Source organism: Candidatus Tisiphia endosymbiont of Neophilaenus lineatus, assembly GCF_964264975.1.
Lineage (GTDB): Bacteria > Pseudomonadota > Alphaproteobacteria > Rickettsiales > Rickettsiaceae > Tisiphia.
The window spans coordinates 243,855-267,797 of sequence record NZ_OZ183649.1 but is presented as its reverse complement, the minus strand read 5'-3'; the positions used below and the strand labels follow the sequence as shown (position 1 = coordinate 267,797).

Sequence of the window (23,943 nt, the reverse complement as noted above, 5' to 3'; positions counted from 1 at the left end):
TAATAGGATATGCAAGGTTTAAACCTTATGACATCCGTTCGTAGTCTTTATCCAAAACAGGATGGGTCTTTGCTGAGGTATGAAGTCTTTAAAATTCAAAGCTTCAATTCGACATACAGTTTACCCATCCTACCACTATATATAACTGATCATGTTATATTGATCATGGTTTTTTTATTGTATGAGTGCGATATAAGAATTAATAATTCTTATATCGATACTTGCTTTGTTATAAGGAAAAATGCACTCTTGAAGCGATTCTGCAAGTACATTTTAACTTTTTTCATCATTCAATATGTGATTTTAATAATTAAAATCACATATTGAATGGAGTATTATATTTTAACAATCAGATGGGCAGCCGCTTCAAACCTGATTGTTTCTATATATAACACTGAATTCGATGTAACTTGTTACATCGAATTCAGGTTATATTATACCAATTGCAATAATTAACACGGTGTTAAAAAATGGGTTTTTAACTGATAAATAGGTACTCAAATAGCTAGGTTAATATTACCGCAAGGTTTTGAAGGTCATGATTTTATAAAAATGATGAAACATGAGCCGCATGGTCGAAATCGTATACGTTTATTGGCGATGTATCACCTTCAATTAGGCAAATCTTTTAAAGCCATATCTGAAATAGTGAAGTCACACTGGAAAACCGTGCAATCATCGCTCAGAAGATTTAGGAATCATGGTTTTGAAGGATTATTTGAATCACAAAGAAGCGGTGCCCCTAGGAAGATTAACACTATACAAGAATCTGCTCTTTTTGATAAAATCAATACGCTCAGTAAAAGTAAAACTGGTGGGTATATAACTGGAAAAGAGCTACATATCATGTTACTTGAGGCATATGGTGCTAAATGTGCTTTAAAAACAGTCTACAATACTATGCACCGCCTTGGTTTTAGCTGGATTACTTCTCGTTCAATGCATCCAAAGTCAAATCAAGAGACTCAAAATAGATATAAGAAAACTTTCCAGACATGTTAACAAAATTATTAGCACAAAATATCGATAGATGTAAAGTTGATATATGGTCTCAGGATGAAACTAGAGTTGGGCAACAAGGTAGCTTAACTCGTATATGTGCTAAGCGTGGCACTAGACCCCGTAAAGTTCGGCAACAGCAATTTATTTCAACATATATTTACGGAGCTGCTTGCCATGAGACAGGAGAAGCTTGTGCATTAATTTTACCATCAGGTTGGCACACAGCCAAAAAACTAACTGTGCCAAGCAATATCACTTTGATACCGCTTCCGCCCTATGCACCGGAACTTAATGCAATGGAACAAGTTTGGGAATGGATTAAAAATCATTTCTTGTCTAACCAATGTTATGGTGTATATGAAGATATCGTTACTATGGCTTGTTACGCTTGGAATCAACTTGCTCATAATGTAGATTTAGTAAAATCAATTATGTATAGAGATTGGATAAATACACCGTGTTCATTATTGCAATTGGTATTATACCTATAAAAGAAATGTAATGAACGTACCAAGGAAGACAACGAAAATAACAATTCACAGTAAAAAAACTGTTATTGACTTTAGGGGAGTATAGTTTAAAATTAAAAGTGAAGTAACTGCAAAGTTACTTTGGGGTGTAGTAACCTGTAAGTCCGTTAGTGGTAAGCATCAACCATTAAATGATGTGTCCTCGACTGTAATGGTCGGGGAGATGTTAACTATGTTCAAGGCTTAAGGTGTAAACCTTAGGCCTAAAGGCTAACGTAGCTGTCTAGCGGCAGTTTTACTAACTCCCCGATCGCCAGGTTAAAACTTAATAACTTTAAGTTTAATCAACGAGGGAATGCCATTATGAGACATACAACAACCTTAACTTCAAATGCAATAATTTTTCTTACCCCACCTTATAACAAAAGTAATGATCTTAAGCTCAGAAACGATGTCATTACTACTAGCCAACAAGAAGGATTAACAGTAGTAGAAATTATCGAATCTAAAGGACCTTATGATTATTGTACTCTTGGCAAATTAATTCGCCGAGTAATGACTTGTAGTGATAAATCTGTCATCATTCTAATTGACGAGGACTTGCTATATACACCAATTAATACGTTATTTTGGTCTGTACTTGGGACTTTGTCATCTGCCGGCTTAATTACCGTTACTACTTACGAAAGATTCTATAAAAAAGTACTCTTGAAAAAAGTGAATATAGAGGATGATTATTTTTTATACGTTGCTGCTACTTATTGTAAGAGATACCATACATTTGGTAGTAAAAAACCAAATTTAAATATAGATGAATAAACTTATTAATTAAAATAGGAGAGTGGTGGAGACGAAGGGAATCGAACCCCCGACCCTCTGCGTGCAAAGCAGATGCTCTACCCCTGAGCTACATCCCCAAACCATATTAATGATAGGTAGCTTATATACCTTTTTACATGTAAGGTCAACAAACTTGTTTGAAAACTTAATATTTAGGCTAAATTTTTGTTCTGTCCCAAGGTAATGCCTTGCCATCAGAACCAAGTACCAAATCTCCTGATACATCATATTCTGCTGCCAAAAAAGAAGATTTACCGGATATAAGTTTTACAGGCCTAATTTTTTGTCCATTATGAAAATACTCCTTTGCCTGTTCTCTAGAGGTTGGGTTATTTTTAGATGCTGTTTTAGCTTTTGACATATATGTAATAATCTCAAATATCTTTCTATAATATACAAATCTAAGTACAAAATATCTCACCTTTAATATTTGTCAAGAAAAAGCTGTGAAATGATGTAATAGTGAATTATATTGGATCAATACAATTATATCATATTTTATTAAACCACTAAGATGTTTAAAATACTTCCAAAAACATTTTATGAAAGAAATACGCTTATTGTCTCACAAGAGTTACTTGGAAAGGTTTTGTGCTTTGGTAATATAGAAGCACGAATTATTGAAACAGAAGCTTATGTTGGAGAAGATGATCCTGCTTGTCATGCAGCAAAAGGTATAACGCCCCGTGCAAAGATTATGTATGGTTCTGCAGGTCATGCATATGTATATTTGATTTATGGTATGTATTATTGTTTAAATATAGTAACAGAACAACAGGGATTTCCAGCTGCTGTATTAATTAGGGGAGTGTATCAATATAGCCCTTTACAAGTTTTACTTGATGGACCTGGTAAATTATGTCGTACTCTTGGAATTAATAAAACCCAAAATGGTCAAGATGTAACTACTAATAAGTCTTTTTGTATTATTGATGTAGGTAATACCCCTAAATGTATTAATACTCCTAGGATTGGTATTAGCAAAGGTACAGACAGACTTTGGCGTTATTTAGAGGTATAATTTACGCGAATTTGCATAACTCAGGTTAAATTATAATGAATATACAAGACCCAAGTATTTCAAAGAGTCAAGCTACTTTGCCTAAGGTTACCATATACACTGATGGAGCTTGCTCAGGTAATCCTGGACCAGGTGGCTGGGGAGCGTTATTACAGTTTCATGGAGCTAGTGTAGAGCTAGAGCCAAATGCTTTGAAAAATTGGTATAACAAAAAAAAGTTAAACATGTTAGATATATGTGAGAACTCTACGAAGTTTCGTGATAGCGTGCCTTTAAAGCAGAAGAGTATATTCGGTCATGAACTATATACCACTAATAATCAAATGGAAATGACAGCAGTAATTGAAGCATTAAAAGTTCTTAAAAAATCATGCTATGTAGAAGTTTACACAGATAGTAAGTATTTACAGCTTGGAATAACACAGTGGATTAACACATGGATAAAAAATAACTGGCATAAAAACAACAATGATCCCGTCAAGAATGTTGATTTATGGAAAAAATTGTACGAAGAGTTAAGTAAACACTATATTATTTGGCATTGGGTTAAAGGTCACAATAATAATGAAGGTAATGAAGTGGCTGATAGACTAGCTGTGCAAGGAAAAGAAACTGCTATAAAAATACTTAAATGTCATTCATAGATAATTTTTTTATACCTATTTTCTCTAAGGAGATTGGAAAAGATCAATTTGGTAACAAATATTATCAAAGTAAAAAGCAGAATTATTTAGGTCAAGCTAGAAGACAGGTGGTTTATAAAGGTAAAGTGGAAGCATCGAAAGTTCCTCCCATGTGGCATGCTTGGTTGCATTATATGACTAATGAAGTACCAACTAACAATAATAAATTTGACTGGCAACAAAATTATCTCCCTAATATTACTGGCACTAGCTTATCTAATAACCTAATAAAAAATAGTACAACTGAAGCTAAATATAGTAGCTGGAAACCTTTAGATAAATCAAAATAATGAAAAATAATGTTATAGAAACTTTAGTTGGCTTTATAGTAATACTAGTTGCTTTAGCCTTTTTTGTTTTTGCTTATAGAATTGGTAACTCATCAAAAGTTGCATCTGGGTATATAGTTAAGGCAAATTTTCAGAATGCGGAAGGGATAGTTCAAGGCAGTAGCGTGATGTTAGCGGGTATAAAAATCGGATCAGTAACTAACATAACTCTAGATAAAACTAGCTTTTTTGCCTTATTAACCATTAACATCAATAATGATATAAAGTTACCTAAAGACACTAGTATAGCAATAGTCACAAGTGGAATACTTGGTAGTAGATATATATCCGTAACCCCCGGTTCATCTGAAGAAAATTTGGCTGGAGGTGATCAGATAAAATACACCCAGTCAGCAGTTAATATTGAATCCTTAATAGGTAAATTAATCTATTCCTTTGGTAGTGGTCGTAAGTAACAGGAAGTTCGATGTAACAAGTTACATCGAACTTCCGGGATATATTGATATATATAGAAACAATCAGGTTTGAAGCGGCTGCCCACCTGATTGTTAAATATTAATTTGCTAATAATCTTATTTTTATAAGTATAAAAATAAGATTATTAGCGATAATAGATTAAAATGCATTCGTAGGAGCACTCCAAGAATGCATTTTTCCTTATAACACAGCCAATTCGATATAAGAATTAGTAATTCTTATATCGAATTAAGGTTAAGTAATATTTTTAAATTATGACAAATAACCTATTAGTGTAGCTCGAAATTAGTGTATACTGCAAAAATATTGAGAATTGATGAATTATATTGTCAATGTTTTTGTTATGAAATAAGTTATGATCATAATTTATGATTATATTGTTTGAATTAATTTATTCACTAACTTGTCTTAGGCTTTACAAGTAGTGGGGATGTACAATGTTTAAGTTAGCTAATATATTAAATATACTAAAATCACCTTCTGATGTGGTAGAGAACCAAAGCGTTCAGTCTAATAACTTTGTTAAAGCTACTAGGAATTGGTACGAGGAAAGATCTGATAGGTTAATTGTACAACGTAATATCTTGTTGGTATTATCTATATTACTAATAATACTTATAATGGCATCCATAGCAGCGGTAACTATAGTGGTAAATTCAAGAGAGTTTAGTCCTTTTGTTATCCAAATTGATGATAGTACGGGAATGGCAACGATTGTAAATCCAATATCTTCGGAGATACTAAACGGTGACGAGGCACTTTCAAGGTATTTTATTAAAAAATACCTCATAGCTAGAGAAACATATAATCCTGTTGATTTTGATACTGAAGCAAGGAAAAGCGTTAGATTATTATCTTCAAGTCCAGTATATTATAACTATCTAGGATATATACAAAATAAAGATATAAATCCAGTTTTAATATATGGTCAAAACAACACAACTTTTTTAGTAATTAAATCTTGGTCAGGAGTAGAAAAAAATAAATATATGGTTAGGTTCTCTATTAATGAAACAACAGGCAATAAAACGGTTTTCAATAAAATAGCTGTGGTAAGTTACGCATATATTCCAATGGAATTAACAGATGCAGATCGAGATATTAATCCAGTAGGTTTTCAAGTTAATGATTATAGGGTAGATGATGATAATAGCTAGACTTCTTTTCGTAGCGGTAATATTATTACATTCGTTTATTGCCAACGCTTGTGCAGGTAATATGCATATAGATAATGATGTAGATGATCTAGCCATAACTACTGATAACAGAATTAAAACTTATATACATAATCCTAATGAAGTTTATTTATTAGTTCTGCATTTTGGTTTTCAGTCAAGTATAGAATTTGCCAAAAATGAGGAGATCCAAAATATTGTTCTAGGGGAATCCTATGCTTGGAAAATGACTCCGTTGGCAAATAGATTATTCATTAAGCCATTGGAAAAAAACATTAGAACAAATATGACTATCATAACTAATAAAAGGACTTACCAATTCGATGTTGTATCCAAAGAATTGGAAGAAGGTCGTGAAAAAGACTTGGTATATGTAGTTAGGTTTTATTATCCTAAAAAAAGGTTTAGTACTTCACAATAATACCTCAATTTGGGATAAGAATTAATTGATTCTTATCCCAAATTCGCATAATAATGATATTAATTTACTATGGCAAAGCAAAATAACACCTCTTCTCAAATCAGTACACAGAGTGCAGAGGAACAAGACATACCAGAAGTTCAAAATGAGCTATCAAAAGTTGCCACTAATCCTAAGCAAAGCATTCTGATTCTACTTGTCATTTCTGCTGTCTTTATATTTATTTTTTTTAAACTTTTTATTGCTGATAATAAACCACCTGAGGTGGTAGCTCCATCAGCACCTACTGATATTACTAAACCGACACAAGATAATTCTAAAAATCTACCAGAGATTCCGAAATTACCAGAAGCACCTAAACTCGAAACACCTGTGGAGCTTCCACCACCTCCTCCCCCTAAAGTTGCTGATGTGCCAAAGCTTCCTTTACCTACTACTTCAGTAGATAATAATAGTGCTGATAACGCTTCTCTTCCTTCCGTTGTATCATCACCCCTTCCTGGAGGAATAGCTGAAAGTGACGAGGAAAAGAAACGCCGTGAAGCAAAGAGAAAATCTTCTATAGTATTAATTGCAGGAGTTCCAGAGAAAAAAACACCAAGTCAAATTGCCGAAGAAGCAAATTTTCAAGATCGTGGAGATATGGCATTTGTTCTTGGTCGTGGTAAGATAATTGAAGCGGTACTAGAGACTGCTATTAATAGTGATTTAGGTGGAGAAGTAAGGGCAATAATTAGCAGAAATGTATTTTCTGAAAGGGAAAATATTATTTTAGTTCCTAAAGGATCAAAGATTTTTGGTGCTTATACAACTGGTATTGATGGAGCGTATGGTCGAATTGCAATAATATGGAATCGTATTGATCTGTCAAACGGTTATACCATTACCTTAGATGCTATAGCTGTTGATAATCTTGGAAGGAAAGGTGAGCAAGGAAGAGTAGATAATAAATATAAAGAACGATTAACCAATGCTGTATTATTATCGGCATTTAATATTGGACTTGCCAATGCCCTTGACAAAGTGGTAGCTCCCCCAGTTAATTCACAAGCTGCTGGTGCTAATGCTGCTGTTGCTGCTAATATACAAAGTTTAGCACAAAGTATTAATAATGGTCCTGGTACTGAGGATGTTAAAATTTCACAGATATGTTCTAGTGTCATGAACGCCATTCCCGATAAGACCTCATCAGCCTATATTTCCATGATGCAGGCTTGTAATACTGCACAAAATCCAACTGGATCACAGCTTGGTCAAAGGCTTGTTGCCTTAATGACTGCAGTAACTAATGCAGCAGCTAGTTTGCTAACTAGCACTGCAACTGCTAGCACTCCAACCCAAGCACAAGCAGCTTCAAAAAAAGCTTTTACTGATATCAGTGATACTATGAAAGGTATGATTCAGCAACATGAATTTAAACCAACTATTACTATAGATCAAGGTACGGTAATTAAAATTTATGTCAATAAAGATTATAAATTTCCTCAATCTGTACTAAGAAAATCAAGATTGATAAAATGAGTGATAATTTTGCTGCATTAGAGACTTTTCTATTACCATTTAAAGAACTGTTCGCAGAAGATGGTGTTAATGAGATCATGGTAAATAAACCAGGAGAAGTATGGGTTGAGAAGAAAGGAGATTTGTTTTGTAAATCAGTACCTGAACTTGATTTTGAACATCTTATATCTCTTGGTAGGCTTGTAGCTCAGTCAACTGATCAGACAATTTCTGAGGAAAAACCTTTACTCTCTGCGTCCCTACCAAATGGCTATCGTATCCAAATAGTATTTCCTCCTGCTTGTGAACCAGGCCATGTCGGATATGCTATCAGGAAAGGTAGTACAATGAACCTTACACTAGATCAATATGCCCAGTTGGGAGCTTTTGATTCAACATCTACTGGAGAATTAATTGACGAGAATGCAAAAATCTTAAATAATTATTTAAAAGAAAATAAAATAAAAGAATTTATTCGACATGCTGTAATTTCTAAAAAAAATATTATTATTAGTGGTGGTACATCAACTGGTAAAACAACCTTTACTAACGCTGCTTTAGCAGAAATTCCAAATAGCGAGCGATTAATTACTGTTGAAGATGCTAGGGAGGTAATCTTAGCAAATCACCCTAATAAATTACATCTCCTCGCTTCAAAAGGGGGGCAAGGTCGTGCAAAAGTTACTACTCAGGATTTGATTGAAGCGTGTTTACGTCTAAGACCTGACAGAATTATTGTAGGTGAACTTAGAGGAGCTGAAGCATTTAGTTTCTTACGAGCAATTAATACAGGCCATCCTGGCTCTATATCTACTTTACATGCTGATGCACCAGCAATGGTCATAGAACAACTTAAGCTAATGGTTATGCAAGCTAGTTTAGGTATGCCACCAGAGGAAGTGAAAAAATATATATTAGCGGTCGTCGATATTGTGATACAATTAAAACGTGGTAGTGGTGGGAAGAGATATGTCTCAGAAATATACTATAGTAAGAATAGGCAAGACTAATGATGGCGCTAGGCAAAGCGGGTAAATTACAGTTGGTGAAAATCCAACCTACGTAAAGTTTAGCCAACAGCGTAGAACCAAATTTCACATATATGGAGGTAACGAATTATGTGAAGCTGAGAGGAGGGATGTAGTGGGTTGTAACGTAAGTGAAGGATATAAGCTCCGAAATATGCGATATCATAGAGGTTGACATGCTTCATTTCATGGAAAACAGGATGTGTAGTTGCGATAAGGCGAGCAACTATTGCTCTACCGGAGTCACAGACCATGACACGCTACAAGACGGAATTTACCTGAACCTCTAGGAGATCCATTGTATTCTTACGCAAGTGAGTACTTTAAAACAAGCTGTTAAGAGCAAGAATTAAAGTATGATACAATGGAAGTCGGACTGACTTATAGTACTCTGAGCATGGGAAAGCCATGTACATGGGGAAGGGGTCAGCAATATAGCGTTAGTGTAAGTACGCTTAATTCACTAATACACGGAGGTTAGAGAGTAGAATGGAAAGTAAACTTAAACTTATATCTGCTAAAGCTAAGGAAGATAAGAAGCTAAAATTTACAGCACTTGTGCATCATATAAATAAGGAGAATCTTATTAAATGTTACAAAGAGCTGAAAAGGAACAGAGCTTATGGCATAGATGAAGTAACGGTTGAAGAATATGGCAAGAATCTAGAGGAGCATGTAGAAAAGCTTGTGCAGAGATTAAAAGATAGAAGCTACAGGGCTAGTGCAGTTAGAATGGTATATATACCTAAAACTAACAGCAAAGAAAAGCGAGGGCTTGGTATTTCAACAGTTGAAGATAAAATAGTGCAATTAGCAGTAAAGAAATTGTTAGAAGCAATATATGAGCAAGATTTTCTAAAATGCTCTTACGGATTTCGACCTAACTTAAGCTGTCATTCAGCAATAAAAGCCTTAAATGAAGTGGTAATGAAAAAGCCAATTAATTATGTTGTAGAAGTAGATATTAGGAAATTTTTCGATAACATAAATCATTATTGGTTGCAAAGGTGTTTAGAAGAAAGAATATTAGACAAGAATTTTATGTGGCTAATAAGAAGACTTTTAAAAGCTGGAGCAACTAAGGATGGTGTTGTTAGTAGCAGTGATCAAGGTATACTGCAAGGCTCAGTAGCAAGTCCAATACTTGCAAATATTTACTTACATTATGTCTTAGATCTATGGTTTGAGAAAGTCTTTAAGTCAAAAGCTAAAGGCTATGTTGAGTTAATAAGATACTGTGATGATTATGTGGTGTGTTGTGAAAGTGCTAAAGATGCAGAAGAATTTTTAAACTTACTACAAGAGAGGCTAAAAGGTTTGGGATTAAGCATATCAGAAGAGAAAACAAGGAAGGTTAAGTTTGGTAGACGACCTTGGCAACTAGCAAGTAAAAGGAAAGAGAAAGTGGAGACATTTAACTTTCTTGGTTTTACTCACTATTGTGGAAAAAGTAGGCAAGGATACTTTGTAATGGGTCATAAGACAATGAAGAGTAGCTTTGCAAGAAAACTAAAAGAAACTCAAGAATGGTTAAAGTCAATAAGATCGCAAATAGCTTTGAAAGAATGGTGGCCAACACTAAAATCAAAACTAACAGGACATTATAATTATGTTGGTATTAGCGGTAATTTTCAATCGATCTCTAAGTTTTACTATAGAACTGTACAAATGGTACATAAGTGGATAAACCGAAGAGGTAGTAGAAAAGTAAGCTATAAATGGTTTAAAAACTATTTGCAGTGGAATCCGCTACCAATGCCAAAAATAAAGTTTTCTTTATATGGTACTACTTCAAAGCAGAATAGCTATATTGAAGAGCCGTGTGTGGGAAAACCACAAGCACGGTTCTGTGAGGGCTATCATAGCAATGAAACTTTATTAATTAAAGGATGGTAAGAGCTATGATTTCTACTTGGCTGGGATTGGAGAGAATAGTAAACATTATCCGTAACCTCTTAGGTCATTTTATAATACACCCTTTGGTAGTATTTTGTACGATATGGATTAGTGGAGTGCTAGTTGCATTTACTACTAATGAGATTAGAGCTATAAATGTTGACTTAACAGCCATAGATATAGCTTATAAGTGGACTTATTGGCTAGTTAGTGTATGGTCGCAATTAACTTTTCAAGCATATAACTACTTAAAAATTAAGTTAATATTATCCCTTACTATGCCGACAATTATAGTTATCATATTTTACTGGAAAAATCTTAAAAGAATAAAGAATTTTGAATTTTTTATTCAACCGGAAAAAGTTTATGGTGATGCTAGTTGGGCTACTGAAGCTGATGTAGATAAAGCCGGTCTACGTTCAAAGCATGGTATGTTGCTTGGCACCAATAGCGGAGGATATTTTGTTGCTGATGGATTTCAGCACGCTTTGCTTTTTGCCCCAACCGGTTCAGGTAAGGGGGTAGGATTTGTAATTCCTAATTTATTATTTTGGGAACACTCTATTATAGTACATGACATTAAGCTAGAAAATCATGGTTTTACAAGTGGTTGGAGGCAGAAGCAAGGACAACGAGTATTTGTTTGGGAACCTTCCAATCCTGATGGGATAACTCATTGTTACAATCCTATAGACTGGGTAAGTACCAAGCCAGGTCAAATGGTGGATGACGTACAAAAAATCTCAAATCTGATTATGCCTGAAAAAGATTTTTGGAATAATGAAGCACGAAGTTTATTTCTTGGTGTAGTACTATACTTAATTGCTGACCCGACAAAAACTAAATCCTTTGGCGAAGTGGTCAGGACAATGCGTAGTGATGACGTAGTGTACAACTTGGCAGTAGTTCTAGATACTTTAGGTAAGGTAATACATCCTGTGGCCTATATGAATATTGCTGCATTTCTACAAAAAGCAGATAAAGAGCGTTCAGGTGTTATCTCTACAATGAACTCTTCTTTAGAATTATGGGCAAACCCGCTAATTGACTCAGCTACTGCATCATCTGACTTTAATATACTTGAGTTTAAGAAGATTAAAACAAGCGTTTATGTTGGTTTAACTCCGGATAATATACAGCGTTTACAAAAATTGATGCAGGTTTTTTACCAGCAAGCTACAGAGTTTTTAAGTCGCAAAATGCCTGATTTAAAAGAAGAACCTTATGGGGTTATGTTTCTACTTGATGAATTCCCTACTTTAGGCAAAATGGATACATTTAAGGCTGGTATCGCATTTTTCAGGGGATATAGAGTTCGCTTATTCTTGATTATACAAGATACTCAGCAGCTCAAAGGAACTTATGAGGATACTGGAATGAACTCATTCTTGTCAAATGCTACATATCGTATTACTTTTGCAGCTAATAACTATGAAACAGCCAACCTGATATCACAGCTAGTGGGTAATAAAACAGTTGAACAACGATCTTATAGTAAACCACTATTTTTTGATCTTAATATTTCAACAAGAACGCAGAATGTATCACAAGTTTCAAGAGCTCTGCTTTTGCCTCAAGAAGTAATTCAATTACCAAAAGATGAACAAATCGTTTTAATTGAGTCTTTCCCACCTATTAAATCTTTAAAAATTAAGTATTATGAGGATAAGTTCTTTACAAATAGGTTATTACCGCCTACATTTGTTCCAACTCAAAAACCTTATGATCCAAATAAAAATAATGTAGATGAGGAACAAGAAAATACGGATTCTACTACTAAAAAAGATTAATTTTTTAGGTAAGCAATAAGATAAAACTCTATGCGTTCAGCCATTATTGATATTGGCTATAATGCCATAAGAGCTGTAGTTTATGAATGTGATAGACTTGGAGCTCCAGAAATTTTCAATGATAAATTTAAAAGTGATATTATCAATTTACTTAATCTAGATGACCTAGAAGTAAAGCATCAAGTATATTTATCACTACAATATTTTGTACATATTTTTGATAGGTTATCAGTAACAGATGTTAAATGCGTTGCTACTGCTGTACTTAGAGGGCATCCAAGAGCTGAAGAATTGAGAGAAATAGTTAAAAGAAAATTTAATATTAATATTGAAATTATTTCTGGTAATCGCGAGGCCTATCTTACAGCTGCCGGATTAATTTCTGGTATCAATGATGCTTGTGGCATAGCAGCAGACCTAGGTGGAGGTAGCCTTGAGCTTGCCCAAATCAAAGACAAAAAAGTGGGAATCTTAAAATCTCTACCTTTAGGCACTAGCTTAATCACTAATAATCATTTTGACGATATTAATATAATTAGCCAAATGATCAACAAAGAGTTTGGAGAGGTATACCCAAATCATTCGGGTATACAACAATGTCAACAAGGGTATCATTGTCCAAACTTATACTTAATAGGAGGAGCTTTAAGGCTAATTGGACGCTCTTACATGGAGTTTGTTCATTATCCTCTTAAGAACTTACATAACCTTGCAATAAATCGTAGAGAATTTGAACTATATCTCGAAAAATTAGCTCATGCTCATAGTATGAGAACACAATATAAATCAAGAATTCATTCTAACGCAATTTTGGTGGCAAAATCTATGCTAAATGTCTTTTTACCTGAAAAGGTAATAATTTCAAATTATGGTTTAAAAGAAGGTGTTAGATTTGTTTGTCTCCCTAAAGAAGAACAGGAGAAAGATATTATTTATGAAAGAATCAAGACATTAGTAAATTTTGATGAAACTACTTGTAATATCAAAAATTATACAGAAGTCATTAAGCCTATCTTAATTCAACCAGATACAACAACAATTAGTATAATTACTTTGGTCATAATGCTTGCACAATATAATAAAAATATCGATAAAACTCTTCGCTCTAATTTTATTGTTGAATTTATTTTAGCTTCAGATATTCCTTTTAGTCATCGTCAGAGGTTGATGCTTAGTATTGCTCTTGCACTTACCTATACAGCAAGAAGTGATACATATATTAATAGATTAGCAAAAAGAATGATTAATTCATATGATTATTGTAACAGTCATATAATAGGTAATTTTATAAAAATTGCTAGGGAAATTGATGGACCAAGATTTCAGTCACCATCTTTTTCTCTTGAGTTAAAAGATAATAGATATATTGAAATTTCTACACTAAATATTTTACCAAAAGCGGTGTTTGAAAAAGTGTGCGAACGTCTGAAAGCTATAGGTTTCGCCCGAAAAATATTTATTGAAATAAAATGATAACAGTCTTATATTGCAAGTGTACAAGCTTTTTTAGAGTACGCGAGTTCCTCATTGTCAAAAAACAATTCTTCAAAGCAGAAGAGTATACAATAAATTAATACAACTACTGTTACATAATACGTCAGGAGATATATATGTTTATAGAAAATGCCTATGCAGATAACAATGATACAATATCAATAACAGAAACTGAAGAAGTAACTCCAGTAGCTGAATCATCATCTACTCAATCAATATTAACAAGCCTTGTACCGATGGTATTAATCTTCGTTGTATTCTATTTTTTTCTAATTAGACCACAAGATAAACGCCGTCGTGAGAAAGAGGCTATAGTTGGTAGCGTTAAGAAAGGAGAAGAGGTGGTAACTAATAGTGGAATTTTTGGAGTAGTAAACAAGATTAACGATGCTGACAACACGGTAGATCTTGAAGTAGCTGAAAATATACGAATCAAAATTCTGAAATCTTCAATACTTGATATTACAAGTCGTCATAAAACAGAAGTTAGTGCCAAAAGTAAAAAAGATAAAGGGAAATGAGCTGTGTATAATATTCCTAAATGGAAAATATTCCTTTCTATTTTATGTACAATAGCAGCCTTTATTTGTGCTTTACCTAATTTTACAACTATAGATTCTAAAATACTGCCAAACCATAAGGTGAATCTTGGTCTTGATTTAAGAGGTGGTGCTCATCTATTGCTAGATGTAGATTTTGATAGTTACTTAAATGATGTAATGGACAGTCTAGCTGACCATTTACGAAAATATTTACGGGAAGATAAAATAGGTTATAAAAATCTTGTTGTTAAGAACAAGGCGGTGCAGTTTGAATTGAGAAACCTAGAAGATTATAAACAGGTCAAAAAGATCTTAGGTAAAGTTGACCAAGAAATTACTGTAGAAAACGATAATACTAATATTAAGCTTAGCTATAGTGATTCGAAGCTTGCTGAATTAAGGTATCAAGTTATTGCCCAATCAATTGAAATAATTAGAATGAGAGTGGATAGCACCGGCACAACAGAACCTAACATACAAAGGCAAGGTGATAAACATATATTACTGCAAGTACCAGGTGAGGAAAATCCACAACAACTTAAAAATATTCTTGGCAAAACTGCAAAACTAACCTTTCATTTAGTAGATGAAACTGCCAACATACAACAAGCATTAAATGGACATTTACCCTTTGGTTCAATTTTAGTGAAAGGGGAAAATGAAAATAAGCAAGAATATTACGTAGTTGTTAAGAAAAAAGCTATTGTTAGTGGTGACCAGCTAACAACTGCCCAAGCTTCTTTCAATCAAAATTCCCAACCTGCTGTTGCTTTTTCTTTTAATAATCTTGGTAGTAAATTATTTGCAGAAATAACCAAGAATAATTCTAGCAAGAGGCTTGCTATCGTGCTTGATAACAAATTATTAAGTGCACCAGTAATTAATGAACCAATTCTTGGAGGAAGCGGTATAATTTCAGGTAATTTTACTGTTGAATCAGCAAATGAATTAGCGTTATTACTTAGGGCTGGTTCGTTGCCAGCCCCTTTAAAAATAATAGAGGAAAGAACCGTAGGACCAAATCTTGGAGCAGATTCAATAGAGGCAGGCAAGAAAGCAGGTATGATTGGTTTTGTTAGTGTGGTAATATTCATGATTTGGTCTTACGGAATTCTTGGCATTTTTGCCAATATAGCATTAAGCCTAGCTTTACTTTATATTTTAGCGTTATTGTCACTTTTTCAAGCTACATTAACTCTGCCAGGAATTGCTGGTATAATCCTAACGATTGGTATGGCAGTTGATGCCAATGTACTCATTTATGAAAGGATAAGGGAAGAACTTAAAAAAGGTGCATCTAATCTATATGCCATAAGGATAGGATTTGAATCAGCTTTTGCTACAATCCTTGATTCAAATGTTACAACTTTGATTGCAGCATTTTTACTTTTTATATTTGGAGCTGGAGGTATAAAAGGTTTCGCAGTAACACTCACTATTGGTATAATATCATCTATGTTCTCTGCGATTATTATTACTAAGTTGTTGATTGATACTTGGATGAAGTATCAAAAGCCCAAAAATCTAGGGTTATAATTAAACGAAGAAAATTATATTATGCTTCAAGCCTTAAAAAGAATGCTACTATCTGTAACAGTTGCCCTAACTACCAGCGTAACATACGGGGATTATAAACATTCATCAGAACTTTCATGATTCGAATTAGCTGCTAGCAAATTAGGTTTTACCTCACCAACCCAGCAAGAAGCTTTGTTAAAGATTTTTTATCTAGCTGGATATTTTGAACCACAAAAATTATGGCACGATCTAGTATGTTTTGACAAGACTAATGTATTCAGTATAAAACACAAGAAGAATGTCCATTAGGTCTTTTTCCTAGAAGATTCTATCTTAATTATGCAAGCAGCAATGAGAGAAAACTCACAGAAGACCTGATGAGTAGTGACCTAGTAAACAAGTTCCTTAATAAGGATCAAGTTAAACGTACTGAAATAATCAATACTAAAGTAGGCAAGAATAAAGAAAGGCCTGATACAGCCACTACTGCTCATGATGCAGCAGTTAATTTTGCTGAAAGAATTTTAAGTAGAAAATTTGGTAGACAAAAAGACTTTGTTATTTTATTTGTCAGTAATACTAATTGCAATAATTAACACGGTGTTATAAAATGGGTTTTTAACTGATAAATAGGTACTCAAATAGCTAGGTTCATATTACCGCAAGGTTTTGAAGGTCATGATTTTATAAAAATGATGAAACATGAGCCGCATGGTCGAAATCGTATACGTTTATTGGCGATGTATCACCTTCAATTAGGCAAATCTTTTAAAGCCATATCTAAAATAGTGAAGTCACACTGGAAAACTGTGCAATCATGGCTCAGAAGATTTAGGAATCATGGTTTTGAAGGATTATTTGAATCACAAAGAAGCGCTGCCCCTAGGAAGATTAACAGTATACAAGAGTCTGCTATTTTTGATAAAATCAATACGCTCAGTGAAAGTAAAACTGGTGGGTATATAACTGGAAAGGAGCTACATATCATGTTAGTTGAGGAATATGGTGCTAAATGTGCTTTAAAAACAGTCTACAATACTATGCACCGCCTTGGTTTTAGCTGGGTTACTTCTCGTTCAATGCATCCAAAATCAAATCAAGAGACTCAAAATACATATAAAAAAACTTTCCAGACATGTTAACAAAATTATTAGCAAAAAATATCGATAGATGTAAAGTTGATATATGGTCTCAGGATGAAACTAGAGTTGGGCAACAAGGTAGCTTAACTCGTATATGGGCTAAGCGTGGCACTAGACCCCGTAAAGTTCGGCAACAGCAATTTATTTCAACATATATTTACGGAGCTGCTTGCCATGAGACAGGAGAAGCTTGTGCATTAATTTTACCATATGCAAACACACAGGCAATGAATAAATTCTTAGAAGAGCTTTCTCGCAGTATTCAAGGCAACCGACATATAGCTTTACTAACGGATAATGCAGGTTGGCACACAGCCAAAAAACTAACTGTGCCAAGCAATATCACTTTGATACCGCTTCCGCCCTATGCACCGGAACTTAATGCAATGGAACAAGTTTGGGAATGGATTAAAAATCATTTCTTGTCTAACCAATGTTATGGTGTATATGAAGATATCGTTACTATGGCTTGTTACGCTTGGAATCAACTTGCTCATAATGTAGATTTAGTAAAATCAATTATGTATAGAGATTGGATAAATACACCGTGTTAATTATTGCAATTGGTATAAAACCCCCTGTATTAATGTTAATAATTTTATGGGCATAAGTAATTTCTCTATTTCGCAAACCACAATTTTCACGACCAAACATGATAGCGACTTTAAGACCTGTAGGATAATCCGGACATAAATTCTCTGATAGAACATAGTTTTTATTGATATTACGTGTTGCTGAACTTGTTGCATATAAATAATCAATATCCTCTATACTTGCTTCCAAACTATCATAAATCTTAGCATTATCTATGATATTTACCGCTGATACCGCCATACTACGTGCCTGTTCATTCGGCCAACCATCTCTAGGTAAAACGATTCTCAACTCTGAAACATCAAAATTTTTCATTGCTCTAGCAGTAGCACCAATATTCTCACCCATTTGAGGTGCTACTAAAATAATAATTGGCATAAACATCTTTGATTAATATGTAATTATTTTCTTTTAAATAGCTACTTAATTCCTATTAACTACTCGTATCCAATTACTATACTCTTTTATCTCTGTCAACTATTAGTTTCATAACGAACCAATGATTTTTTCATTTTCCCTAATCTTCTTTAATCAAAGAACGTATCAATGCATTAACTGCTTGCTGATGTTCTGAGTTACGAATTTTCATAAAATTCCTTGATACTTCTATACACATACGCTGATGTTGAGTAAGCACAGGCTCGACATTGTCAACATCTTCTAAACCTTGATAGAAATAATCGATATTTTTATCTAATGCTTTAGCAATAAGAACCAACCTACCTATTGATATTCTATTAATACCCTTCTCATATTTTTGTAACTGCTGATGTGTTACCTCTATTACCTCTGCAAGTTGTTGACGTGACAACCCTTTGGCAAGCCTTAAAGAATAGATTTTCCCACCTATAAATTGATCAACTTTTTGTATGTAGTCATTTCTTCGTACCATAATTAACTCCTTTATGCATGAACTATTAAATTTTAAGAATATAATAGATTATTAACAAATAAAAAGATTACTGTCATATATTCTATAACCTAGAAAGCCAACAATTCACATAGAAATACCCACATGTAAACTGTCTACTATCAGTAAATATTGATTATATTTTTTGTTTATGTACAAGTAGTACTTAATATTTTTTAACTATTATATAATTATACTAATCTTATAGATACTTAACAACCTTGTAAATTATAATTTCATTTTTATCGTATTTTTTTAACCTTTTTTTACTATTCTAGATAAAATAAGACTAAAAAAATTAAAATCATAGAATTAATACTAATTGCAATAATTAACACGGTGTTATAAAATGGGTTTTTAACTGATAAATAGGTACTCAAATAGCTAGGTTAATATTACCGCAAGGTTTTGAAGGTCATGATTTTATAAAAATGATGAAACATGAGCCGCATGGTCGAAATCGTATACGTTTATTGGCGATGTATCACCTTCAATTAGGCAAATCTTTTAAAGCCATATCTGATACCAATTGCAATAATTAACACGGTGTATTTATCCAATCTCTATACATAATTGATTTTACTAAATCTACATTATGAGCAAGTTGATTCCAAGCGTAACAAGCCATAGTAACGATATCTTCATATACACCATAACATTGGTTAGACAAGAAATGATTTTTAATCCATTCCCAAACTTGTTCCATTGCATTAAGTTCCGGTGCATAGGGCGGAAGCGGTATCAAAGTGATATTGCTTGGCACAGTTAGTTTTTTGGCTGTGTGCCAACCTGCATTATCCGTTAGTAAAGCTATATGTCGGTTGCCTTGAATACTGCGAGAAAGCTCTTCTAAGAATTTATTCATTGCCTGTGTGTTTGCATATGGTAAAATTAATGCACAAGCTTCTCCTGTCTCATGGCAAGCAGCTCCGTAAATATATGTTGAAATAAATTGCTGTTGCCGAACTTTACGGGGTCTAGTGCCACGCTTAGCACATATACGAGTTAAGCTACCTTGTTGCCCAACTCTAGTTTCATCCTGAGACCATATATCAACTTTACATCTATCGATATTTTTTGCTAATAATTTTGTTAACATGTCTGGAAAGTTTTTTTATACTAATTGCAATAATTAACACGGTGTTAATTATTGCAATTGGTATAACATGATATGTAGCTCCTTTCCAGTTATATACCCACCAGTTTTACTTTCACTGAGCGTATTGATTTTATCAAAAATAGCAGACTCTTGTATACTGTTAATCTTCCTAGGGGCACCGCTTCTTTGTGATTCAAATAATCCTTCAAAACCATGATGCCTAAATCTTCTGAGCCATGATTGCACAGTTTTCCAGTGTGACTTCACTATTTCAGATATGGCTTTAAAAGATTTGCCTAATTGAAGGTGATACATCGCCAATAAACGTATACGATTTCGACCATGCGGCTCATGTTTCATCATTTTTATAAAATCATGACCTTCAAAACCTTGCGGTAATATTAACCTAGCTATTTGAGTACCTATTTATCAGTTAAAAACCCATCTTAGACCACTGCGTTAATTATTGCAATTAGTATTAATTAAATTTAAGCATCCTAATTCAGCCCACTGTAAATTATCACTGATGGGAAAAGTCAGAAATATATTTGCCGTAAATGTTGGAAGATATAGTAAAACAGCAATTGAGCAAAGAATTGCATTTGCATCAGCTAAATCCATTTTGGACGAAGCCACTCAAAGACTTCTTGCTGCCTGAAATCTAAAAATATAGCTCTTTTTGATACTATTTTACTTAACTTGACGGTGCCGTCGAAACTTGCCTGTACTCCTCTCTTACGTCCATGTACGTTGCGGTGTTCGGCTTCGTTTCTCCTAAAAATTTCTTAGCAAAAGCGAATTCTGCAAGAAGTCTATTAAGAAAAAACTGTCATGTTTTTAATAATCCGATTAAGAATCCTCCAGCCATAAGCATAATAGATATCCAAATAAAACTCATCATTGGTTTGTAATATATTTTTGCGTGAATTACATCATCATCAATTTTACTTAGAACCGCGTAAAGATCATAAGTTAAATAAGAATATATATTACTTTCTTGGGATAGTTGTTTTTCTATTATATATAATCTATTCTCAGGCTTTAAGATGGTGATATTATTTTGTTGATCCTCAATCCAAAATTCAGCAATTTGCCGATAATAATTTTGGGCTGAGGATACTCTCATATCTTTTAAGGTAACTTCAAACCCACCGGCTGTTACCTTGTCTCCAACTTTTCCTATAAAATCTACTTCACTTTGTAATAATGAATTAAGAGTAATAGTTAAAACAAGTAAGCCAAAGCCTAAATGCCCTAAGATCATAGCAATATTAGCTTTTAGTTTGGTTCTAAAAAAATTGCTTTTTGCTAATATATAATAACAATTTTGTATTATTAGAAAAAGAGAGAATGTTACGGCACATGCTGAAATAAAACCATACTGAATTTGGTATGAGCTAATAACAGTTATTGCAAAAGAACTAGCTAAAATTAGTAGCTGTTTTTTTCTGGTATTATAAGCAATGCCAACTAGTAGAACTGTTGGAATAATGAAGATTATAAAATTATTGATAAAGAATATTTCACTAATGGTAATAGATTCTTGGTATAATAAAGAATAAACTATGGGGTAAATGGTGGCACATAGTAATATTACTAGGGCTGTTAAGAAAAATATACTACCCCAAATAATAAGTTTGTACTTAAAGTTATGCTTGTCTAATCCTGTAGAATCAGGTTGAGTGATATTTTGTCCTTTTACTAACAGTAACACTAAGCTTGATATAGCAATAATAGCAAATATTACCAACATGTAGATTGCTCGCTCAGGTGATGAGGCAAAAGAATGGATTGAGGTGATTAGCCCTGAGCGTACTAAAAACGTACTAAATACTACTAGTAAAAAAGTGATAATTGATAGGGTTATGCTCCAGTTTGTCATTCGTCCAGATTTTATCGTTACCAAGATTGAGTGATGTAGAACGATAGCCGACAGCCATGGTAGTAGGGAAATATTTTCTACTGGATCAAAAAACCAAAAACCACCCCAGCCAAGCTCTCTATACGCCCACCATGATCCTAGTGCTATTCCTAAGGTTGAAAATAGCATTCCTAAATTGGTAAATATTTTAATTGCTCTGAGATTAACAAAGTCTAAACTAGACGTAAGCAAGATTACGCAAGCAGATGTGAAAGGTACGACGTAACAGACATAGCCTAAATATAATATAGGGGGATGTATTATTAGGGCAATATCTTGCAGCATGGGGTTTAAGCCGAGTCCCTGGGTGGGACGGAAGGATAGGCTATCAAATGGGTTAGAGGTAAAATAAATGAAACTACCGAATAAGATTTGTATTAGTGCTAGTATAATTATGTGATAGACTTGAATTAGACGGCTATTGAATAGTGCAATATAAATAACACCTATAGTTTGTAATAAACATAGCCATAATAGGATAGACCCCTCATGACTCGCCCAACTAGCAGCAATCTTAAATCCTAGAGGCTTTAATGTACTAGAATTCAGAAAGACATTCTGCACAGAAAAATCTGATATGATAAATCCATATACTAATAGCAAGAAAGATAATAATGTTGACAGGAAACTAAGGTAGAAAAAAAAAGTAGCAGAACGATATAAATATAAAGAACTAACAACTGTTAGTATGCTGAATAAAATTGCAGATATTTGTAAATAATTGCCAAGACTACTTATCACTTTCAGATTCTTTATTTGGTAGAATAATGACTTTTATGCTATCAAGTCTGTTACCTATTTTTTTGTTAATAGTGATACTTAAATTAAATATCTTGATAGATTCTCCTTGATTGGGAATACGCTCAAGTGTATGGATAATTAAGCCAGCTATGGTATTTGCGTCATCATCAGGTAGACTCCAATTTAATTCTCTATTTACATCTCTTATGGTTACAGATCCATCAATAATAAACTCCTCATCAGATTTTTTTACAATTGTGTTAATAGGATAATCATGCTCATCGATAATAGGACCAACAATCTCTTCTAGAATATCTTCTAGAGTAATAATACCTTGTAGATCACCATATTCGTCAACAACACAGGCAAAATGGCTCTTTCTTTCTCTAAAAGCATGAAGTTGATGAGTTACCAAAGCATTATCAGGTATAAACCAAGGCTGATTTACTAATTCTTTGATATTAATTTTTTTTGCATCGTTATTCTTTTCATAAAGAGCCCGGAGTAGATCTCTCATGTGAAGTACGCCAATTATGTTGTCCTGAGTGTCCTTCCATAATGGTATTCTTGTATGGGGGCTAGATAATAATGCTCGCCTCACTATCTCCTCTTTAGGCAAATCTACATTAATGGCTACTATGTTACTTCTATGTATCATAATTTCAGATACTGTCATTTTCCTAATATCTAATATACCCCCTAACATGTCACGGTCAGATTTATAAACATTACCTTCTTGATGATAATGTTCAATAACTCCTCTGACTTCTTCTGCTCCCGAGATATTTTGTTGTAGATTAATACGGAAAATAAAACAGAACAGCTTAACTATAACTTCAAAAAGAGAATTAATTGGTTTCAAAAGCTTTAGGAAAAATATAATTGCTGGAGAAGTGAATAATGCTAACTGTTCTGCTTTTGCTACAGCAATAGCTTTAGGTATTATCTCGCCGAAAACAATTATCACGAAAGCCATCACTGCTGAAGCTACGACAGTGCCACTATCACCTAGCCAATCGATAAATATACTGGTAGCAATGGTAGTGCAAACAGTATTAAGCAGAGTATTACCAATCAATAATGTGCCAATTACTTTTTCTTTATTCTTGAGAACTTGTAATACAGTGTTACGTTTAATAGCTTTTGCCTTAAACGTTTGTATTTTCCCCGGAGAAGACGCGGTGATGCCCGTTTCAGTAGCTGAAAGCAGTGCGGCACATCCTATCATTAGAACAATAATGATTGTCAAAAAAATAGTCATTGATCCTTGTATAAATTATTAGCGTAAATCTAATTATATTGGCAATTGTGCAATTCCCCTAATACTTTTTTAGTATGCTCTTGCCTTATACCAATTGCAATAATTAACACGGTGTTATAAAATGGGTT

At 33.6% G+C, this 23,943-nt stretch carries 26 protein-coding genes, 1 tRNA gene and 1 pseudogene; 20 read left to right on the top strand and 8 right to left on the bottom strand.

Features of this window, described 5'->3' with window-relative positions:
• The first annotated feature begins 552 nt into the window (after nt 1-552).
• The 3 genes from ACFE3K_RS01610 (at nt 553) to ACFE3K_RS01600 (ending at nt 2,291) form a co-directional block, all read left to right on the top strand.
• Nucleotides 553-1,002: a helix-turn-helix domain-containing protein gene (locus ACFE3K_RS01610; protein ID WP_375359095.1), complete on the top strand. Its 450-nt coding sequence runs from the start codon at nt 553-555 to the stop codon at nt 1,000-1,002.
• Complete coding sequence (locus ACFE3K_RS01605) at nt 996-1,493, top strand: transposase (RefSeq protein WP_375359094.1); 498 nt, start codon at nt 996-998, stop codon at nt 1,491-1,493. The genes ACFE3K_RS01610 and ACFE3K_RS01605 overlap by 7 nt, the downstream gene beginning before the upstream one ends.
• A 342-nt stretch (nt 1,494-1,835) precedes the next feature.
• The gene (locus ACFE3K_RS01600) at nt 1,836-2,291 is read left to right on the top strand and encodes a hypothetical protein (RefSeq protein ID WP_375359093.1); all 456 of its coding nucleotides are present in this window, start codon (nt 1,836-1,838) and stop codon (nt 2,289-2,291) included.
• A gap of 23 nt (nt 2,292-2,314) precedes the next feature.
• Here ACFE3K_RS01600 and ACFE3K_RS01595 read toward each other — a convergent pair.
• Both ACFE3K_RS01595 and ACFE3K_RS01590 read right to left on the bottom strand, forming a co-directional pair.
• Nucleotides 2,315-2,389: transfer RNA gene (locus ACFE3K_RS01595), tRNA-Ala, on the bottom strand.
• A gap of 80 nt (nt 2,390-2,469) precedes the next feature.
• The gene (locus tag ACFE3K_RS01590; RefSeq protein WP_341748342.1) at nt 2,470-2,673 is read right to left on the bottom strand and encodes a hypothetical protein; all 204 of its coding nucleotides are present in this window, start codon (nt 2,671-2,673) and stop codon (nt 2,470-2,472) included.
• Nucleotides 2,674-2,826: 153 nt separating this feature from the next.
• Between ACFE3K_RS01590 and ACFE3K_RS01585 the strand changes: the two genes are divergently transcribed.
• From ACFE3K_RS01585 to ACFE3K_RS01510, 16 genes are all read left to right on the top strand, one after another.
• Nucleotides 2,827-3,333, top strand: coding sequence for a DNA-3-methyladenine glycosylase (locus tag ACFE3K_RS01585; RefSeq protein WP_375359092.1), 507 nt, complete (start codon nt 2,827-2,829; stop codon nt 3,331-3,333).
• A 35-nt stretch (nt 3,334-3,368) separates the two neighbouring features.
• On the top strand, nt 3,369-3,977 hold the full coding sequence (locus ACFE3K_RS01580; protein ID WP_375359091.1) for a ribonuclease HI: 609 nt from the start codon (nt 3,369-3,371) through the stop codon (nt 3,975-3,977).
• The gene (locus ACFE3K_RS01575) at nt 3,965-4,306 is read left to right on the top strand and encodes an NADH-ubiquinone oxidoreductase subunit NDUFA12 family protein (protein ID WP_375359090.1); all 342 of its coding nucleotides are present in this window, start codon (nt 3,965-3,967) and stop codon (nt 4,304-4,306) included. Before ACFE3K_RS01580 ends, ACFE3K_RS01575 begins: the two co-directional genes overlap by 13 nt.
• Nucleotides 4,306-4,761 carry an outer membrane lipid asymmetry maintenance protein MlaD gene (gene mlaD, locus ACFE3K_RS01570; protein ID WP_375359089.1) on the top strand — a complete coding sequence of 152 codons (456 nt, stop codon included), beginning with the start codon at nt 4,306-4,308 and terminating at the stop codon, nt 4,759-4,761. The genes ACFE3K_RS01575 and mlaD overlap by 1 nt, the downstream gene beginning before the upstream one ends.
• Nucleotides 4,762-5,220: 459 nt before the next feature.
• The gene (locus tag ACFE3K_RS01565) at nt 5,221-5,940 is read left to right on the top strand and encodes a virB8 family protein (RefSeq protein WP_375359087.1); all 720 of its coding nucleotides are present in this window, start codon (nt 5,221-5,223) and stop codon (nt 5,938-5,940) included.
• Nucleotides 5,927-6,379 carry a TrbG/VirB9 family P-type conjugative transfer protein gene (locus ACFE3K_RS01560; RefSeq protein ID WP_375359086.1) on the top strand — a complete coding sequence of 151 codons (453 nt, stop codon included), beginning with the start codon at nt 5,927-5,929 and terminating at the stop codon, nt 6,377-6,379. Before ACFE3K_RS01565 ends, ACFE3K_RS01560 begins: the two co-directional genes overlap by 14 nt.
• 69 nt (nt 6,380-6,448) lie before the next feature.
• A complete protein-coding gene (locus tag ACFE3K_RS01555; protein ID WP_375359085.1) occupies nt 6,449-7,900 on the top strand; it encodes a TrbI/VirB10 family protein in 1,452 nt (483 codons plus the stop codon).
• Entirely contained in the window at nt 7,897-8,889 is a 993-nt protein-coding gene (gene virB11 / locus ACFE3K_RS01550) for a P-type DNA transfer ATPase VirB11 (protein ID WP_375359084.1), read from the top strand. The genes ACFE3K_RS01555 and virB11 overlap by 4 nt, the downstream gene beginning before the upstream one ends.
• Before the next feature lie 507 nt (nt 8,890-9,396).
• Entirely contained in the window at nt 9,397-10,803 is a 1,407-nt protein-coding gene (gene ltrA, locus ACFE3K_RS01545) for a group II intron reverse transcriptase/maturase (RefSeq protein ID WP_375359083.1), read from the top strand.
• A 5-nt stretch (nt 10,804-10,808) separates the two neighbouring features.
• Nucleotides 10,809-12,593, top strand: a complete 1,785-nt coding sequence (locus ACFE3K_RS01540; RefSeq protein WP_375359082.1) for a type IV secretory system conjugative DNA transfer family protein — start codon at nt 10,809-10,811, stop codon at nt 12,591-12,593.
• A 30-nt stretch (nt 12,594-12,623) separates the two neighbouring features.
• Nucleotides 12,624-14,066, top strand: a complete 1,443-nt coding sequence (locus ACFE3K_RS01535) for a Ppx/GppA family phosphatase (RefSeq protein ID WP_375359081.1) — start codon at nt 12,624-12,626, stop codon at nt 14,064-14,066.
• A gap of 137 nt (nt 14,067-14,203) precedes the next feature.
• Nucleotides 14,204-14,608 (top strand): preprotein translocase subunit YajC, encoded by a 405-nt coding sequence (yajC, locus tag ACFE3K_RS01530; RefSeq protein ID WP_375359080.1) that lies wholly within the window; start codon nt 14,204-14,206, stop codon nt 14,606-14,608.
• Nucleotides 14,609-14,611: 3 nt separating this feature from the next.
• The gene (gene secD, locus ACFE3K_RS01525) at nt 14,612-16,165 is read left to right on the top strand and encodes a protein translocase subunit SecD (RefSeq protein ID WP_375359079.1); all 1,554 of its coding nucleotides are present in this window, start codon (nt 14,612-14,614) and stop codon (nt 16,163-16,165) included.
• A gap of 359 nt (nt 16,166-16,524) precedes the next feature.
• Nucleotides 16,525-16,743 carry a hypothetical protein gene (locus ACFE3K_RS01520; RefSeq protein WP_375359078.1) on the top strand — a complete coding sequence of 73 codons (219 nt, stop codon included), beginning with the start codon at nt 16,525-16,527 and terminating at the stop codon, nt 16,741-16,743.
• Nucleotides 16,744-16,839: 96 nt separating this feature from the next.
• The gene (locus ACFE3K_RS01515; RefSeq protein WP_375359077.1) at nt 16,840-17,289 is read left to right on the top strand and encodes a helix-turn-helix domain-containing protein; all 450 of its coding nucleotides are present in this window, start codon (nt 16,840-16,842) and stop codon (nt 17,287-17,289) included.
• Complete coding sequence (locus ACFE3K_RS01510) at nt 17,283-17,843, top strand: IS630 family transposase (protein ID WP_375358342.1); 561 nt, start codon at nt 17,283-17,285, stop codon at nt 17,841-17,843. Before ACFE3K_RS01515 ends, ACFE3K_RS01510 begins: the two co-directional genes overlap by 7 nt.
• On the opposite strand, the pseudogene ACFE3K_RS01505 reads toward ACFE3K_RS01510, so the two are convergent.
• The 4 genes and pseudogenes from ACFE3K_RS01505 to ACFE3K_RS01490 form a co-directional block, all read right to left on the bottom strand.
• Nucleotides 17,827-18,261 (bottom strand): annotated as a pseudogene (locus ACFE3K_RS01505) (RNA methyltransferase); the annotation flags it as partial. The gene ACFE3K_RS01510 and the pseudogene ACFE3K_RS01505 sit on opposite strands and share 17 nt — an antisense overlap.
• 139 nt (nt 18,262-18,400) lie before the next feature.
• Nucleotides 18,401-18,775, bottom strand: coding sequence for a helix-turn-helix domain-containing protein (locus ACFE3K_RS01500; protein ID WP_375359076.1), 375 nt, complete (start codon nt 18,773-18,775; stop codon nt 18,401-18,403).
• A gap of 556 nt (nt 18,776-19,331) precedes the next feature.
• Nucleotides 19,332-19,892, bottom strand: coding sequence for an IS630 family transposase (locus ACFE3K_RS01495; protein WP_375358762.1), 561 nt, complete (start codon nt 19,890-19,892; stop codon nt 19,332-19,334).
• A gap of 48 nt (nt 19,893-19,940) precedes the next feature.
• Nucleotides 19,941-20,255, bottom strand: coding sequence for a helix-turn-helix domain-containing protein (locus ACFE3K_RS01490; protein ID WP_375359075.1), 315 nt, complete (start codon nt 20,253-20,255; stop codon nt 19,941-19,943).
• A gap of 103 nt (nt 20,256-20,358) precedes the next feature.
• On the opposite strand from ACFE3K_RS01490, the gene ACFE3K_RS01485 reads away from it, so the two are divergent.
• Nucleotides 20,359-20,550, top strand: coding sequence for a transposase (locus ACFE3K_RS01485; RefSeq protein ID WP_375359074.1), 192 nt, complete (start codon nt 20,359-20,361; stop codon nt 20,548-20,550).
• 171 nt (nt 20,551-20,721) lie between these two features.
• On the opposite strand, the gene ACFE3K_RS01480 is transcribed toward ACFE3K_RS01485, so the two are convergent.
• Together ACFE3K_RS01480 and ACFE3K_RS01475 are read right to left on the bottom strand one after the other, a co-directional pair.
• Nucleotides 20,722-22,551, bottom strand: coding sequence for a heme lyase CcmF/NrfE family subunit (locus ACFE3K_RS01480; RefSeq protein ID WP_375359447.1), 1,830 nt, complete (start codon nt 22,549-22,551; stop codon nt 20,722-20,724).
• Nucleotides 22,544-23,815, bottom strand: coding sequence for an HlyC/CorC family transporter (locus ACFE3K_RS01475; protein ID WP_375359073.1), 1,272 nt, complete (start codon nt 23,813-23,815; stop codon nt 22,544-22,546). The genes ACFE3K_RS01480 and ACFE3K_RS01475 overlap by 8 nt, the downstream gene beginning before the upstream one ends.
• Nucleotides 23,816-23,943: the final 128 nt, after the last annotated feature.

Excerpts from the sequence above, each read along its gene's own strand:
- ACFE3K_RS01500 (WP_375359076.1), bottom strand. The coding sequence starts at position 18,775 with ATGGTACGAAGAAATGACTACATACAAAAAGTTGATCAATTTATAGGT.
- ACFE3K_RS01555 (WP_375359085.1), top strand. The coding sequence starts at position 6,449 with ATGGCAAAGCAAAATAACACCTCTTCTCAAATCAGTACACAGAGTGCA.
- mlaD (WP_375359089.1), top strand. The coding sequence starts at position 4,306 with ATGAAAAATAATGTTATAGAAACTTTAGTTGGCTTTATAGTAATACTA.
- ACFE3K_RS01495 (WP_375358762.1), bottom strand. The coding sequence starts at position 19,892 with ATGTTAACAAAATTATTAGCAAAAAATATCGATAGATGTAAAGTTGAT.
- ACFE3K_RS01560 (WP_375359086.1), top strand. The coding sequence starts at position 5,927 with ATGATAATAGCTAGACTTCTTTTCGTAGCGGTAATATTATTACATTCG.
- ACFE3K_RS01520 (WP_375359078.1), top strand. The coding sequence starts at position 16,525 with ATGAGTAGTGACCTAGTAAACAAGTTCCTTAATAAGGATCAAGTTAAA.
- ACFE3K_RS01475 (WP_375359073.1), bottom strand. The coding sequence starts at position 23,815 with ATGACTATTTTTTTGACAATCATTATTGTTCTAATGATAGGATGTGCC.
- ACFE3K_RS01490 (WP_375359075.1), bottom strand. The coding sequence starts at position 20,255 with ATGATGAAACATGAGCCGCATGGTCGAAATCGTATACGTTTATTGGCG.
- ACFE3K_RS01575 (WP_375359090.1), top strand. The coding sequence starts at position 3,965 with ATGTCATTCATAGATAATTTTTTTATACCTATTTTCTCTAAGGAGATT.
- ACFE3K_RS01600 (WP_375359093.1), top strand. The coding sequence starts at position 1,836 with ATGAGACATACAACAACCTTAACTTCAAATGCAATAATTTTTCTTACC.
- yajC (WP_375359080.1), top strand. The coding sequence starts at position 14,204 with ATGTTTATAGAAAATGCCTATGCAGATAACAATGATACAATATCAATA.
- ACFE3K_RS01590 (WP_341748342.1), bottom strand. The coding sequence starts at position 2,673 with ATGTCAAAAGCTAAAACAGCATCTAAAAATAACCCAACCTCTAGAGAA.
- ACFE3K_RS01610 (WP_375359095.1), top strand. The coding sequence starts at position 553 with ATGATGAAACATGAGCCGCATGGTCGAAATCGTATACGTTTATTGGCG.
- ACFE3K_RS01515 (WP_375359077.1), top strand. The coding sequence starts at position 16,840 with ATGATGAAACATGAGCCGCATGGTCGAAATCGTATACGTTTATTGGCG.
- ACFE3K_RS01540 (WP_375359082.1), top strand. The coding sequence starts at position 10,809 with ATGATTTCTACTTGGCTGGGATTGGAGAGAATAGTAAACATTATCCGT.
- virB11 (WP_375359084.1), top strand. The coding sequence starts at position 7,897 with ATGAGTGATAATTTTGCTGCATTAGAGACTTTTCTATTACCATTTAAA.
- ACFE3K_RS01535 (WP_375359081.1), top strand. The coding sequence starts at position 12,624 with ATGCGTTCAGCCATTATTGATATTGGCTATAATGCCATAAGAGCTGTA.
- ACFE3K_RS01585 (WP_375359092.1), top strand. The coding sequence starts at position 2,827 with ATGTTTAAAATACTTCCAAAAACATTTTATGAAAGAAATACGCTTATT.
- ltrA (WP_375359083.1), top strand. The coding sequence starts at position 9,397 with ATGGAAAGTAAACTTAAACTTATATCTGCTAAAGCTAAGGAAGATAAG.
- ACFE3K_RS01580 (WP_375359091.1), top strand. The coding sequence starts at position 3,369 with ATGAATATACAAGACCCAAGTATTTCAAAGAGTCAAGCTACTTTGCCT.
- ACFE3K_RS01605 (WP_375359094.1), top strand. The coding sequence starts at position 996 with ATGTTAACAAAATTATTAGCACAAAATATCGATAGATGTAAAGTTGAT.
- ACFE3K_RS01565 (WP_375359087.1), top strand. The coding sequence starts at position 5,221 with ATGTTTAAGTTAGCTAATATATTAAATATACTAAAATCACCTTCTGAT.
- ACFE3K_RS01510 (WP_375358342.1), top strand. The coding sequence starts at position 17,283 with ATGTTAACAAAATTATTAGCAAAAAATATCGATAGATGTAAAGTTGAT.